Annotated in this window: 13 protein-coding genes; 8 read left to right on the forward strand and 5 right to left on the reverse strand. The window is 59.9% G+C overall.

Annotated features, from left to right (window positions below; translation table 11 throughout):
- Window positions 1-12 precede the first annotated feature (12 nt).
- Both Y882_RS00165 and cysK read right to left on the reverse strand, forming a co-directional pair.
- On the reverse strand, window positions 13-501 hold the full coding sequence (locus Y882_RS00165) for a PaaI family thioesterase (protein ID WP_046969846.1): 489 nt from the start codon (window positions 499-501) through the stop codon (window positions 13-15).
- Window positions 502-687: 186 nt separating this feature from the next.
- Window positions 688-1611 carry a cysteine synthase A gene (cysK, locus tag Y882_RS00170; RefSeq protein WP_046969847.1) on the reverse strand — a complete coding sequence of 308 codons (924 nt, stop codon included), beginning with the start codon at window positions 1609-1611 and terminating at the stop codon, window positions 688-690.
- Window positions 1612-1729: 118 nt separating this feature from the next.
- Here cysK and Y882_RS00175 point away from each other — a divergent pair, with 118 nt between their 5' ends.
- From Y882_RS00175 to Y882_RS00190, 4 genes are all read left to right on the forward strand, one after another.
- The gene (locus Y882_RS00175) at window positions 1730-3136 is read left to right on the forward strand and encodes an aminotransferase-like domain-containing protein (RefSeq protein ID WP_046969848.1); all 1407 of its coding nucleotides are present in this window, start codon (window positions 1730-1732) and stop codon (window positions 3134-3136) included.
- Between the two features lie 272 nt (window positions 3137-3408).
- Complete coding sequence (locus Y882_RS00180; protein WP_156171265.1) at window positions 3409-4329, forward strand: MBL fold metallo-hydrolase; 921 nt, start codon at window positions 3409-3411, stop codon at window positions 4327-4329.
- A gap of 422 nt (window positions 4330-4751) precedes the next feature.
- Window positions 4752-5366 (forward strand): TMEM175 family protein, encoded by a 615-nt coding sequence (locus tag Y882_RS00185; protein ID WP_244466125.1) that lies wholly within the window; start codon window positions 4752-4754, stop codon window positions 5364-5366.
- Window positions 5367-5533: 167 nt separating this feature from the next.
- Window positions 5534-6499 carry a LysR family transcriptional regulator gene (locus Y882_RS00190; protein WP_046969849.1) on the forward strand — a complete coding sequence of 322 codons (966 nt, stop codon included), beginning with the start codon at window positions 5534-5536 and terminating at the stop codon, window positions 6497-6499.
- Window positions 6500-6743: 244 nt separating this feature from the next.
- On the opposite strand, the gene Y882_RS00195 is transcribed toward Y882_RS00190, so the two are convergent.
- Entirely contained in the window at window positions 6744-7073 is a 330-nt protein-coding gene (locus Y882_RS00195; RefSeq protein ID WP_046969850.1) for a hypothetical protein, read from the reverse strand.
- A 581-nt stretch (window positions 7074-7654) separates the two neighbouring features.
- Between Y882_RS00195 and Y882_RS00200 the strand changes: the two genes are divergently transcribed.
- From Y882_RS00200 to Y882_RS00210, 4 genes are all read left to right on the forward strand, one after another.
- Window positions 7655-8284 (forward strand): HD domain-containing protein, encoded by a 630-nt coding sequence (locus Y882_RS00200; RefSeq protein ID WP_244466127.1) that lies wholly within the window; start codon window positions 7655-7657, stop codon window positions 8282-8284.
- 277 nt (window positions 8285-8561) lie between these two features.
- Window positions 8562-8804 (forward strand): YgaP family membrane protein, encoded by a 243-nt coding sequence (locus Y882_RS20935; RefSeq protein WP_082120858.1) that lies wholly within the window; start codon window positions 8562-8564, stop codon window positions 8802-8804.
- A 147-nt stretch (window positions 8805-8951) separates the two neighbouring features.
- Window positions 8952-9977 carry an alpha/beta hydrolase gene (locus Y882_RS00205; protein ID WP_046969851.1) on the forward strand — a complete coding sequence of 342 codons (1026 nt, stop codon included), beginning with the start codon at window positions 8952-8954 and terminating at the stop codon, window positions 9975-9977.
- 369 nt (window positions 9978-10346) lie between these two features.
- Window positions 10347-11819: a mechanosensitive ion channel family protein gene (locus tag Y882_RS00210; RefSeq protein WP_046969852.1), complete on the forward strand. Its 1473-nt coding sequence runs from the start codon at window positions 10347-10349 to the stop codon at window positions 11817-11819.
- A gap of 89 nt (window positions 11820-11908) precedes the next feature.
- Here the strand turns inward: Y882_RS00210 and Y882_RS00215 are convergent, their stop codons facing one another.
- Window positions 11909-12676, reverse strand: a complete 768-nt coding sequence (locus Y882_RS00215) for a hypothetical protein (protein ID WP_046969853.1) — start codon at window positions 12674-12676, stop codon at window positions 11909-11911.
- 4 nt (window positions 12677-12680) lie between these two features.
- Window positions 12681-13994, reverse strand: coding sequence for a hypothetical protein (locus Y882_RS00220; RefSeq protein WP_211259091.1), 1314 nt, complete (start codon window positions 13992-13994; stop codon window positions 12681-12683).
- Between the last annotated feature and the right edge of the window lie 444 nt (window positions 13995-14438).

Raw genomic sequence — 14438 nt, forward strand, 5'->3', positions numbered from 1 at the left:
CATTGCGCGGGTCTAGTCCAAGATCATGCAGGTCTCGCTGCCATGGGAGAGCAACCTGCCGCGGTCGTCGAATAACCGGCCTTCACTCGTCGCGATCCTGCTTCCGCGATGAATCACCCTGCCCTCGCAACGAACGATGCCGCTCGACGGCATCACGGGGCGAACGAAGCTGATCTTCATTTCGACCGTCGTGTAGTTCTCGCCGACCTTCAACGTCGTGTGGATGCAATGAGCCATAGCTGCATCCAGGATCGTGGCCGCCCATCCGCCCTGGATGGTGCCCACTGGATTGAAGAAGCGGGCCGATGGTCTACCAGCGAAAACGACACGACCGTCCTCGACCTCGGCCAGATCCATATCCATGGCGGCGGCATAAGGTGCGCTTGGATGACGGCCCGACAGCATGCCGCGCAGGAACACCATACCGCCCTCAGCCAGCAGCACTTCGCGTGGAACCACGCCGACGTCGCGGCTCTCGTCGGGGAAACTGATCATCTTCATGCTCCAGCCGTTTGGGCTTGCTTGTTCATCGCGTCAACGCGGCAGTGATTTTCCATCCGCTCGCGTATGTACACAGTGACAGTTCATTGCGATTTGACAGGTACTGTTCGGAGGGAAAGCCGGTACAGACGATCATGCCAAGATCGATCAGACGGGAGCGCAAAAGGCCGGGTGTGACGCTCATCCTTATGCACCATCGCCGAACAGGCCGGAGCGAACATAGCGATCGCCCGTATCTGGCAAAATCGTCACGGCGGTCTTGCCGATCATCTCGGGTCGATTCAATACAACGCGGGAAGCGTGTATGGCAGCGCCCGAGGAAATGCCAGCAGAGATGCCTTCACGTCGCGCGAGAAGACGTGTTGTCGCGAGGGCGTCGTCATCTGAAACAGCGACAACCTCATCCACGATGCTCCGGTCAAACAGTGGCGGGACAAATCCGGCGCCGATGCCCGGTATGCGGTGTTGTCCCCCGGGGCCGCCGGACAACACCGTCGAGGTTGCCGGTTCCACGGCGACAATGTGCACGCCAGGCCGGCGCTCCTTCAACACACTTCCGACGCCCATGAGTGTGCCGCCCGTCCCCACGGTCGCGACGAAAATATCGATATTTCCCTCAGTATCAACCCAGATTTCCTCTGCCGTCGTCTGTCGATGCGTCGCGACGTTAACCGGGTTCATGAATTGATTGACCAGAAATGCGCGAGGTGTGTCGCGTTGCAACTGCTCGGCCAGACGAACGGCGTCGGCCATGAGAATGCCGGGCGTCAACCGAACGTCGACGCCAAGACGGCGCAGCACCACCACTCGCTCCTCCGACATCACTTCCGGCATGACAAGTATCAGGCGATAGCCTTTGACGGCGGCCACGCCGGCCAATGCCATGCCGGTGTTGCCAGCCGTAGCCTCGATCAATGTCGATCCAGGTGCGATCAGCCCTCGGGCCTCCGCGTCTTCGATTAGCGCCAGGCCGACGCGATCCTTGACGCTACCCCAGGGGTTTTGCATCTCAAGCTTTGCGAGTAGGCGACCGTTGATGCCCGCTGCGAGCCTGGGCAACTCGACCAGGGGCGTGCGGCCGATTGCGCGCGTTACATCGGGGTAAATCATGTGTGTTGCCTTTCGTCGACTTCCTTCTTGCCACTATTTTTCGCAGAAATGACTTCGACTCGGCAGTCACGGATCAGTACAATTCCACCAAACTGTACTGATCAAGGTCTAAGTACACATGGGCAGTCAGATCAAAGGGCCTACGCGCACCGAAACCGCCATGGCGGCGATCCGTCAACGCGTTGCTGCGGCACCAGGAACCCGCCTTCCGTCCATTCGAGGCCTTGCCGAGCAGCTCGAGGTTTCCAAATCCACGGTGGTAGAAGCTTATGACCGCCTGGTCGCCACCGGCGAGGTCGTCGCAAAGCCCGGCTCCGGCTTCTTTGCTGCTACCCGCACACGCCCGTTCCATTTGAAGGATGCCGGTCCTCAGTTTGACCGGGCGATCGATCCACTGTGGATAGCGCACCAGTCACTGGCCTCCCCTGCTCCAGCGTTGCTGCCCGGCAGCGGATGGCTGCCGGGTGATTGGCTACCCGACGACATGCTACGGAGCAGCATGCGCAGTGTTTCGCGTGAGCAGGGCGCCAACCTCACGAGATACAGCTCGCCAAAGGGATTCCTTCCCCTGCGCGAGCAGTTGGCGCGGCGCTTGAACGAACGCGGCATAGGCGCGGATCCCGGCACCATCTTGCTCACGGATTCGGCTACGCGCGCGATCGACACCATTTGTCGCTTTCTATTGCAACCCGGCGATACGGTGTTGATCGATGATCCTTGCTACTTCAACTTCCAGTCCACGTTGCAGGCGCAGCGTGTCCAGATGGTGGGCATTCCCTATACGGAGAGTGGACCCGATCTGGATCGCTTCGCTGCCGCGTGCATCGAGCATCGTCCCAAGCTCTATCTGACTACAGCGGTGCTGCACAACCCAACCGGCGCGAGCGTCAGCATCGGCACTGCGCATCGACTACTCAAGCTGGCCGAGGCGCACGACCTAGTCCTTGTAGAAGATGGCATCAGCGCGGACTTTGACAGTCGCCCCATGCCCGGATTGGCGGCACTCGACGGGCTTGACCGCGTGATCTACGTGGGCAGCTTTTCCAAGACGCTCTCCGCATCGCTGCGCTGCGGTTTCATTGCGGCGCGTAACGACTGGATCGAAGGGCTGACGAACCTCACGCTTGCCACGAGCTTCGGCACCAGCGACCTGTCCGCACAGATCACTTGCCGCCTGCTGACCAATGGACATTACCGACGTCACCTTGAGGCTTTGCGCCCTCGCCTCGCGCGAGCCATGGCCGTCACGACGACGCAGCTGGAAAAGCTTGGACTAGACCTTTGGACGCGCCCCGAGGCAGGTATGTTCCTGTGGGCTAAATTGCCCGGCGAACTGGACTCTGCGGAGATCGCCAAGTGCGCGCTTGAGAAAGGAATGATGCTCGCGCCCGGCAACGTCTTCAGCGTGTCACAGGGTGCGGGCCGTTACCTGCGTTTCAACGTCTCTCAATGCGCTGACAAGCGCGTTTTCGATGTGCTCGCCAGGTGCATGTCCAGGTCACCCGGGCGCGCTGGTCTGGATTGATCGACGCAGTGGCGAATTGCGGCAAGCAGAGCTTGGCAAGCAACATTCCTGCTGGCGAAATCGGATCGGTTAAATCTCTAGCGTGACCCGTCTGGTGCGCATCAGTCACTAGTGTGATCTCGTTTGCAGGCCTACTGCGCGGTGCCCTGCCTATCTACGCTGGCCCCTCGTCGTGAATCTGTGCCGAGCAACGTCCGGCGCTGCACGGGGACTTGCTGCCAGTCACTGGACTGGTTAGGCCTGGGCAATCGGCCCGTCTGTTTGGAGATGTCATGATGTTTTCCGTAGATAGCGCTTCGCACGTTGATGGCCATCGGTCCAACGAGTTGGTTCCGTCGCGTTACGCTTTGCAGATCGGCGAGATTGACGTGCTGGTAGTCAGCGATGGGGTGTTTCCGCTGCCGGCCACGACCTTGGCCACTAATGCAGACCCTGTCGCCCTGACGGCCTGGCTGGACGACCGGCTTCAGTCGCACGAGGTCTACAAGTGGCCGTTGAACGTGTTTGTGGTGCGCAGCGGCGACAGGACCATTCTCATCGATGCTGGCGTAGGCGCGGAGTTCCCGGATGCCCCGCAGGTCGGGCGATTGGCGATGCGACTGGACGCCGCCGGCATCGACCCTGCTTCCGTGACCGACGTGGTGATGACGCACTTGCATGTGGACCACGTTGGCGGCCTGCTCGCCGAAGGGCTGATGAGCAGGCTGGGGCCAGACGTGCCGATTCATCTGGCGGCTGCCGAGATCGAATTCTGGGCGTCGCCCGACTTCTCTCGCAATGCCTTCCCGCCGGGAATGCCGGATGTCCTTCGATCGGCCGCCAAGCGCTTCGTCGATAAGTACCGCAACCGACTGCGGCCGTTCGAGTCGGAATACGAAGTGGCGCCAGGGGTAGTAGTCCGTCGCACCGGAGGCCACACGCCTGGACACAGCGTGGTCCAACTGGCGTCCGGTGGCGCGCGGCTGGCGATCCTCGGTGATGCGGTATTCCCCGATCATTTCGAGCGTCCCGACTGGTACAACGCATTCGATCACGACCCCGAAGAGGCAGTCCGCGTCCGAATCCGTCTCTTGCGGGAACTGGCGGCGACCGGAGAGCCGCTCGTGGCCACTCACCTCCCCTTCCCATCCATCGGGCGGGTCGTGGCCAGTGGCGACGTGTTTCGTTGCGTACCGGGCAATTGGGAATACTGACCGCCCGACAGGCAGTTGCCCGAATGGGGTTCGGGCAGATGCCGATCTAATCGTCGAAGATCGTCACAACGGGCATGCGATGCATTGATGGCCGAGCCGACGGGAGCTGCACGCTGATGGCCCAACACGGTTGTTCGCCACTTGCTTGAAAAGGCTGCTAGTCGAGGCAGACTGCATCGCTCGATCAGCTCGCTCCTCTGCAGCTTCGAGCGGAACTAGATAAAAGCACCTCCAACCATTCAACGTCCAAGGACGTTCGAAGAGTGCCGGATTCCGGGAATATTCGTGGAGTCCGGCACTTCTCCCAAGGGCTTTCGCTCTGGGCAACCTACCCTAGTCGACCCGAACTCGCGGCGACCACGATCATCTTCCGAAAACCTTTAGCCCCGTGCATCTCGTGCCTCGCCCAGCTTGGTACGACGGTGTCCGGCCGTACGCGAGGTGACGTCATCAAAAAGGTAAGACTCGAGACTTTTACCGACGGCGTCTTTGCCGTGGTCATCACGCTCATGGTGCTCGAACTGAAAGTGCCCGCCTCACCGACCTGGAAGTCTCTCCTGGCAGAGGGCAGCGTATTTCTCTGCAACCTCATCAACTTCCTCTATGTCGGCATCTATTGGAGCAACCATCACCATGTGCTCGCCCTGATCAAGCGCATCAACGGAACCGTGATGTGGTCCAACCTGATCTTCCTCTGCTGCTTGTCGCTGTTCCCCTTCTCTATCAAGTGGCTTAACAACGCCACGCCCTGGCCCGCATGTGTCCCCACGGTCTTCTATGGATTCACTTTGTTGTTGACGATGTTTTCCTGGCAGTGCTTCTCTCGAACCTTGGTTGGCGCCAACAGCGGGTCGCGCTCGGACCTCCAGCGGGCCCTCGGGTGCGATCGAAAAATAAGGATATCCATAGGCACGCACATCGCGGCCATCGCGCTGGCCTTTCGTTGGCCCGGCGTGTCATGCGGCCTCTATGCCGTGGTCGCAGGAATCTGGTTCGTGTCCGACAGGCGAATCGGAGAAATTGCAGGGCGAGACTAGCGCCCGAGCGGCCCATGCTCGGCGCGACCAGGCCGGATTAGCCCCCTGCTACGTAAAACGATGTCACAAATGCATAGGCTGATCCGACTAGATCGCATGGTGCCCGCCAAGGTCTCCCTGCGCGCCGCCGCCCCATGTCAGGCAGGAATCCAGCAGGTAAGTCCCCTATGACTCTCCATTTTCATGACAAGCCGCAGGGCGATGCCGCAGACTCCCTGGCGTCCAGCTTTACGGCCAGCTACACCGGTGTCATTGCATTCATCGCCGTAGTCACCGAAGGGAGCTTCGCGCGTGCAGCCGACCGCCTGGGAGTTTGCCGCTCCGCGATCAGCCGAAATGTCCAGAAGCTTGAGGACCAACTCGACGCGAGACTCTTTCTTCGTACGACACGAAGCACGTCGCTGACGCGCGAGGGCGAGCTGTTCTATGCCAACTGTCATCCCGGGGTTCAGCGCATTACACAAGCCCTTGAGGACATGCGCGAGCTGCGCGCCGGGCCGCCGCGAGGACACCTGCGCATCAACGCTTCCACGGGGTTTGGCCGCCAGATCGTGGCGCCGCTGCTCGCGGGTTTTTGTGAGTGCTACCCAGAGATATCGCTGGATTTGCAGCTGGACGACCGACCTGCCGGCTTCACCGCGGATCGCGTTGATATCGCGATCAGAGACGGCCGGCCCGAGGACAGCGAGGTTGTCGCAAAGCGCCTTGTTCCCATGCAATTGCTAGTGTGTGCATCCCCGGCATACATCCAGCGATACGGCACGCCCAAGAACGTGGACGATCTGGCAAACCACATCTGCATCAACTTTCGAAATTCGTCGGGACGGGTTACCGACTGGGAATTCAACGTCGATGGCCAGCGGCGCAGGGTTTCACCGCCGTCAATCTGTACGTTCAACGATATGGGCTTGGTGCACCAGGGAGTCCGCGATGGCTTCGGCATCGCGCAACTTGCGGGCTTTCAAGTAGCCAGTGATCTGCGCAACGGTCAGCTCGTGACATGCCTTGAGTCAAGCGCGCCTGAAGATCGCGGGCACTACTTGTGCTATCAGAGCAGGCTACATCTGCCAGCTCGCATCCGGGTATTCATTGACTATGTCACCGAGGCAGTGCGCGCGCTGGACCTCAAGTAGGCCGCCCGCACCTACAACACCCTCCCTCGGAACGCGGGTGCGGATGACGGCTGCCGAGAGTAAGGAACTCGCCAGCCCCGAACCCGCCCAAACAGAGACGCAACCGATCGACCTGGTGGCACGCACCCCTGATCAGGCGATCAGGGGTGCGATGTCTTCGAACTTGCGAGCAATCCTGCCGATCTTGATGCTCCGCTGTGCCTTCAGATAGAAGGTCGGTCATCAGGTCGGGACACGACAAACTTCAAGCTCTGGCGCCGTCAAGAATGGTTCGAAGAAACGCGATCACCACTTCTGCGCGACCCGAGGCCACCAATTGCTCTGCAGTGAATTGACCCAGTTCTTCGATTGGCGTGTTGCGATACCACTCCATCACGGCAGCCGGACTCGACTCTACCTCGGCAGCTACCCGCAACACAGCAAAGGTCACGGGTATCAGTTGGAAAAATGCGCTGTAGCCGAGATCGCCGGCGGGCGAAATCAGTTGACCCGAAGGATTTATCGCATACGCCGCCATAACCAGCGATCGAAGCGAGGGCTCGGCGAGCGATGAATTCAAAGGCACTCCGGTCATGGCAACAAGCCTCCTCCAGCAAGGGTATTCGGATGGGTTCGGCCCTCAGCGGCCGCGAGCCAAGATCTATAGCTGATGGAAGGCGTCTGAAGACTCGCCTTCAGAGCATCAACAAGGCAGACGCCCCCGGATGCAATCGCGCGAAGTGATCTTCCTGCGCGTCATCACCGTGATCATGCCGATGTTTACGGCAGGCGTTCCATTGAAGACTCCAACCGTCATGGCAACGAAGGTGGGCTCTTGCCCAGGGCACAGCGTAGTTTTTCCAACTACCCGACGGTAGACCTGCTTAGGCGTTCGCAGTGTTGTTACGCGCGCACCAATAGCCAGCCGGACCGAGGTGTTCGTCCAAACAACCGCGTCGATCTCGGACAGCTCACGTTGGTTCTCGAATGGGAACACAGCATTACCTTGAGAAGACCTACCGTTTGCGGACGGCCTGGCTCAGCATGACAGTCAATTGCGCGATGAGCTCAATGAACTGTCAGCCATGATTCGGAAAGAGGCTTATGGAATTCAATTCAAATCGCGGTCGCGCACCGAACCATGGGCCTTTCATGGGGCCAAGGTTCCCCACGCGCATGCTCGCCAACGTCGCCATCCCGGATACACCCCTGGTATCTCGGGCTATCGAGTACGTTAGTGACCGGTCCGAACCCTACCTGTTCAATCACGTCATGCGTTCGTGGCTTTTTGCCGCCACCATTGCAGAGGTGCAAGGGGTGCCATACGACGCGGAGATCCTGGCGGTATCGGCACTCTTGCATGATCTTGGCCTGGTGGAAGCATTCAGCGGTCCTCTCCGATTCGAAGTCGAGGGCGCGAACGCCGCCCGCGCCTTTGCGCGAAAGGAAGGCCTGGACGAGCGACGCACCCAGGTGATCTGGGACAGTGTCGCGCTCAACTCCACGCCATCGATCGGGCTCCACAAAGAGGCAGAGGTCGCTCTTTGCACGATGGGCATCGGTGTCGACTGGGGTGGCGGCTGGTGCTATGACTTCATCGACGACATCAGGATGAAGTCGATCCTCGAAGCTTTTCCACGCCTAAGGATGAAAGAACGATTTACGCGGACCATCTGCGGAATCGTCGAGTGCCGACCCGAGACGACCTATGACAATTTCGCCCGCGATTTTGGCCTGCGTTTTGTCCCCGGCTACCACCCGCCCTCACTCGTGGACTCCCTGCTCAACTCTCCGTTCGAGGAGTAGAGCGCCCCTGCCCTGCGACGTGAGCCCGAAGGCCATTGACGCGCGCAAGGTGGCGCCGATGGTTGGTAGGCATTTCCGGGCAGTCGTTCGGTGATTGATGCGCCTTAGGCAACACCGTCATCACCCCGGTATGGCTAGCACGGCCCGCGGACTGAACCTACGCTTCGATCTACACGCGCAGCTGTTCTTCTTTTGACGTCCGTTTCCACGCCGGACTCCTGAAGCAGTTGCTCCAGCAAATCATGCACTGCTTGTCTGTCCTCACTGGAGCGCTCAGATGTTCTTCAAAACCGCATTCTTCGTAAAAAACATACCTGACTGGGAGAGGGCCATCCGGATCAGCCTCGCGATTACCTTCGCGATTGGAAGTGCTGCACTTCTCCCCTCACCCTGGGATTGGATCGGCGCCTTGACTTGCATTGGCTTCGGCATAACGGGTGTCGTGGGCTTCTGCCCAGCATGCGCGCTGGCTGGCCGGCGTCTCGCTCGGAGCCATAAGCGATTCGATGCTCGATGGTGACAGGCGACCGCGTCGCAGACGGCCTCGTGCCACTGCTCAGGCACTCGATCGTAGAGACAGGCTTGCTCAGCAGGCAATCAAAGCAGAACAAGGTCAACGAACGTAAACCGGGGCGTTAAATCGTCCGCAATCATCACGGTGTAAATCATGAATCAGTTCAACAAAGTCATCTGGGGCATGTCGCTTGTGGCCGCCTCCCTCGGGTCCGCCATGGCGTCCGACATTCCCCTTGAGCCGGCCACACAAAAATTCATCGACGGCCTGGCATCTGCAGGTGGACCACCGCTCTACACATTGACGCCTGAAGCGGCTCGCAAAGTCCTCGCCGGCGCGCAGGCATCCGTCCCCGTCAGCATGCCTGCCGCCGATGTGGTCCATCGCACGATTGCCGTAGGTCCCAAGGGTCGCACCAACATCGTGGTGGTCCGTCCGCAGGGCGCCAAGGGTGTATTGCCCGGCGTGCTCTATTTCCACGGCGGCGGCTGGGTTCTTGGCGACTTCAACACGCACGAGCGCCTGGTTCGTGAACTGGCCGTTGGCACTGGGGCAACCTTCGTTTTTGTGGAATATGACCGCTCACCGGAAGTGCACTACCCGGTTGCGATCGAAGAAGACTACGCCGCGCTCAAGTACGTCGCCGAACATGCGGGCGAATTCGACATTGATCCGTCGCGCCTCGCCATCGCCGGCGAAAGCGTAGGCGGCAATGCTGTTGCCGCCGTGGCGCTGCTCGCCAAGGAAAGAAAGGGACCCGCTCTGCGTGCACAGGCCATGTTCTATCCGGTGACCGATGCGAGCATGTCGACCGCATCGTATAGCCAGTTTGCCGAAGGTCCGTGGCTGACGGCCAAGGCGATGAAGTGGTTCTGGGATGCGTATCTACCCGACGTCGCGCTCAGGAGAGATATTCACGCCTCGCCTATCAATGCGTCCAAGGAACAGTTGAGCGGATTGCCGACCGCGCTGCTCCTGACGGACGAAAACGACGTGCTTCGTGATGAAGGTGAAGCCTATGCACGCCACTTGTCAGACGCTGGCGTGCGTGTGACAAGTGTCCGCTACAACGGCACAATTCATGACTTCATGCTGCTAAACCCGATCGCGAACACACCTGCATCGCGGGCAGCGATCCAACAAGGCGTGGACTTCCTCAAGCAAAACCTGAGCAAGTAGTACACCGGTTAAGTGGTCGATGCGTGCCACACGAGTGTTGGGGTGGCACGCATCGAGGATTGTCTTCGGGGATTGCCCGCTCATGGTCGAGACCTGAGGTGGGGGGAGCGGCAGGCGTCATGCCCTGGATGCCCTGCGATGAGTCGATCCATTCGTGAAGTGACAACGAAGGTACAGACCCTGCGGGCGATTGTCGGCCCATGCATCCCGCAACGCCCCTTCAAAGAGGTCTGCACGTCATTTCCACCCTGGTCCCGGCCCTAGACACCACCAACACCCCTGCGGGTGGGACAATGTCCCGCAGAAATTCGGATCGAAATACAAGGGGAAGCACGAAGGGCAGATCCAACTCTCCAGATAGTGGCTGCTATGAATCCCACCGACCGCGGAATGCTGTTTGGCTTTGGAGTCTTGCTTCTGGACTTCCTGGCGTGGCGCTTCCTGAAGCTCAGCCAGGAGTGGGCCCGTTTTGGGATACGACTGGGTCTGTTCTTGCTGCTCAGCTATGTTCTGTGGACCGCACGACTGAGTCCATTTCAGGTCGCTCCCTGGCCAGACCGAACCCTACGGCATCTCCTGGCACAAGCGGTCGAATTCCTCTGGTGGCTGCAACTGGCACAGATTTCGGCCGCCGTGCTTGGAAAAATCGTTCTTCCATCCGCACTGCAACGTGAGCGGTTGTTCCAGGACATACTGCGGGCAATCGTCTTCGTTGCCGCAGCAGTCGCTGCCGTGGCCTATGTTCTTGAGCTTCCGGTGGGCGGGCTGCTCGCCACCTCGGGCGCCATGGCCATCATCGTCGGCCTCGCCGTCCAGAGCACCTTGAGTGACGTATTTTCCGGCGTCGTGCTCAATGCGACCCAGCCGTTTCAAGTGGGCGACTCGGTAACCATCGGCGACACCCAGGGAAGTGTGATCGAAAGGACCTGGCGAGCCACCACGTTACTGAACAGTCGCGGCAATTACGTGCTGGTGCCAAACAGCGTGGCTGCCAAAGCCAATATCGTCAACTTGAGTCGCCCGCCTCAGATTCACGGCGTCACCGTGCGAATTCGTCTGTCGCCTGCCATTCGGCCTGCACTGGTGATTTCCGCCCTGGAAGACGCCATCAGCAGCACGACTGACGTCCTGGCTCATCCCGCACCCGTGGTCTCTGCGCTCGGGATACACAGAAAATTCACCGAATACGAAATCCTGGTCTACGTGGCGTCTGCCAACAAGAAGACGGGTGCGCAGAATCAGGTCATCGATCAGGTCCATCGGCATTTGAACGCCCATGGCATCTGCCTCGGGCAAGAACAGCAAGACGATGAGTTCACCGGCAACCCGGAGAGACTTCTACGCAATATCGAGATGTTCAAGTCGCTGAGCGCGGCACAGATCGAACAGTTGGCTGTTGCCTCTGTAAGGCAGGCGTTTTCCGCAGGAGAAATGATCTACGACGTCAGCGCTGATTGCCCGGATGACCAAAGAGCGCTCTGCATCGTGGCATCCGGAGTCGCCGTCCTGCTGGCGCCACGTGAGCAGGGCAACATCGAGCTGCGAAGATTGGCGCCGGGTGATGCCGTTGGCCGGTCCAGCATTCTTACGGGCGTTAGCTCCGGCATCAGGCTTCAGGCGCTGAGCGCGGTTTCGGTCATTCGGCTCAACAAGAACGCGGTCACTCCGCTGCTTCAAGAGTTTCCAGAGCTCGCCAAATCCATGCTCACCGACCTGCTCGCGTTTCAGGCGCAGGAGGCAAAACTGCTGAGGGAAAGCACCCATCAGGCAACCGAGAAGGAAGGGATATTCCAGAAGCTGATGGATGGCTTGCGGCGGCTGCATGGCGTCGCGCGCAAATAGCAGGCGATGTATCCACGTGAGGTCGCTGGTTGAGTCCCGTGGGTTACCCGTCCAGGTCGCAATGCCGGTCGCTTCGCTGGCTGCAACGCTTACAACGCCTGATCACTGCCCAGACGGAAGGCAATGGAGGCATCCGTCGCGATCGGTCGTGGGGAATCCATGGGCGTTTCAAAGTGTCCACCGAGCCGATTTCCGGAAGGGTCTTCCAACGTGCCTCGAATGACGAGTCGATAGCCACCCGGACGCCACGCCGAGTCTGGCGTGAACGCCCAGGTCGTTTCGCCTTTGCGCAATTCCGCCCTGCCTTCGACAAGTCGATCGCCGGCCCCGACCACGACCAGGTAATCAACATCGCGACCGTCGATCGGAGCATCGAGGGTGACGACGAGAGGCTGTCGTGAACCGGGAGTCACCTGCGATAGCCGCCACGCGGACGCGACCGGGCCGTTCGCGTCCACGGGGCCTACATGCCAATGCTGGATAGGTCGTCCGTCGAAAGTGAGGACCATGTCATCGCCCTCGCTCAGGATAGGGCCCCATTGTTCGCGCGCAACCAGACCAGTCTTCACGCGCCCAGGATGCAACAGGAGGGTCAGGATCTTTCCGTCGGGTGACCACAATTCCTGCGGCAGGAACGGTTCCCGCACCGATCGTCCATCGGCATGCACCAAGGCGATACGCGACAGCACTTCACCTTCGATCGGCGCCTCGAAAACAACCGACAGGCGCAGAAGATTGGCCGGAACCTCGGCGCCCGAGGGCTGGACGAGAACGACCTGCGGTGCTGGCTGCCCGGCCCTTGCGACCTGCCATGCCGCCGCAAGGGCCAGGGCCGAGAGCCATGGTCGCCAGCGCATGGCGTTAGTCCGAAGCCTTGATGAACTCAGGCAGCCCTTCATCCTTCAGCAGCATGTTGACGTACTGCTGCTGGGGCTTTTTGCCTTTGAAGCTGAAATCGGGAAACGTGTACTCGGAGATGTGGTCTGTCAATCGGAAGCTCAGGTCTTTGCCCATGGAGACCAGCTGCAGGGCATCGCGCTGGAGGTCACGACGAACGACCACGAACGACTTGTCGTCGAGATTGTCCAGGCGCATCACGCCAGCCAACGGGGCCTCCCCCACATTGAGCCCGGTGATCTGTCCGTACGGAACCTGCTTCTCAATGCCGGGGCGAGCGAGCGCTGCGTCCAGCTCGGACACTGGAATGACGTCGGCTATGCGGTTGTAGTTGACAAGCATGAGGAAGTCCTTGGCCTTCCCCTGCCCGGCACTCGTGAACGAGACCATATCGGCGGGTGTATTGCCGTAACCGAGTTCGGCCACCGTCTTGCCGCGCACGTGGGCGCCATCCTTCAGATCATCCAGCGGGATGATCACCAGTGGCGTGCACGTGTAGGCGGCAACGAGGTAGGGCTTCCCGCCAAGGTTCGCGAAACTCATCGCACGGATCGGCGCCCGCGTCTCGAGCTGATCGTGCCCGCCATGGAAAATCTCCAGCGATGTGATCGTCTGTTTGGCGTCGAACGGGTAATGGATCCGTCGCAACGTCGAGGCGAACTCCTGGTTCGACAGTCCTGCGACGAAAAGCTCTCCGTCATGCCACTTCATGTCGGTGACGGTATAGCTACGCTCAGGACTCTGCTTCCAGAATTTCTCGCTCGCCGTAGGGGCTTCGCGTAGCGCTATCGAGGTTGAATGCGCAGCCTTCAGGTCGACCTTGTGCGCCTTTTTGTCGCTAGTCACGAGAAACAGCGCCGGCGCCTTATCCGGACCGTAACTGATCGCGACGTAGACTTGGGCCGTTGTGGGACGAACCACCATGTCCTCGACGGTGACCTTTGCGCCGCCAACCTGCGGCGATAGCAGCGCCTCCAGGTCGAGGACATTGAACGTCGTCCCGACGGGCTGCGGCGACGCCGGCGCCAGCTCGATCGCATGAACCTCCGCGGCTTTCCAGTCGGCAACGAAGAGGATGTTGTCGGGCCCAGCCGCGAGTCTTGAGATCGACTTGACGTCTGCGGCGAATGCATGGACGGACAAGCCCAACATGCAGGCCATGGCAATAATTGAGCGACGCATAAAAACCCCCTCGACGCGACTGTGGAATGAAATTCCGGGTGAACCGAAGTCATCGCCCGTCTTGGCTTGCAAGCTCTGCAAGAGGTGGTCGGACAACTTGGTATCTTGCGCCGATGCTATGCAATCTCCAACGTTCGCCGCCAGGCGTGCTCAAGGAAACTCACTATTGATCAACTTGCACCAATGGCATTTCACGCGCCAGTAACGTACTGGTGTGGGGCGAGGCAATGGAAGAACCGGATCACCCGAAATTCATGCAGACGGCGAGCCTGCCGGTACATGAAAATGCCCAGCCACGATAGGCGATGTCTCTACGAGCCGAGTTGGCAACCGCGCCACGGACCTAAACATCATCAGTATTCACGTTGCCATCGTGCCATGCCGCCGCACCGCACGGCATGAACTTCCTCCACAGCCTAATCACTCCACCGTCGCGACATCTAAGACGCATGCAGCCAACTCGCAAGGACGCTCCTTCCGAAGTTCCTACACGATTGGCCGTGTGTATGCTCCGATAACAAGGGCGAAAATTTCGGACAT

Origin of the sequence: Dyella japonica DSM 16301 (genome assembly GCF_001010355.1) — a bacterium.
Taxonomy (GTDB): Bacteria; Pseudomonadota; Gammaproteobacteria; order Xanthomonadales; family Rhodanobacteraceae; genus Dyella; species Dyella japonica.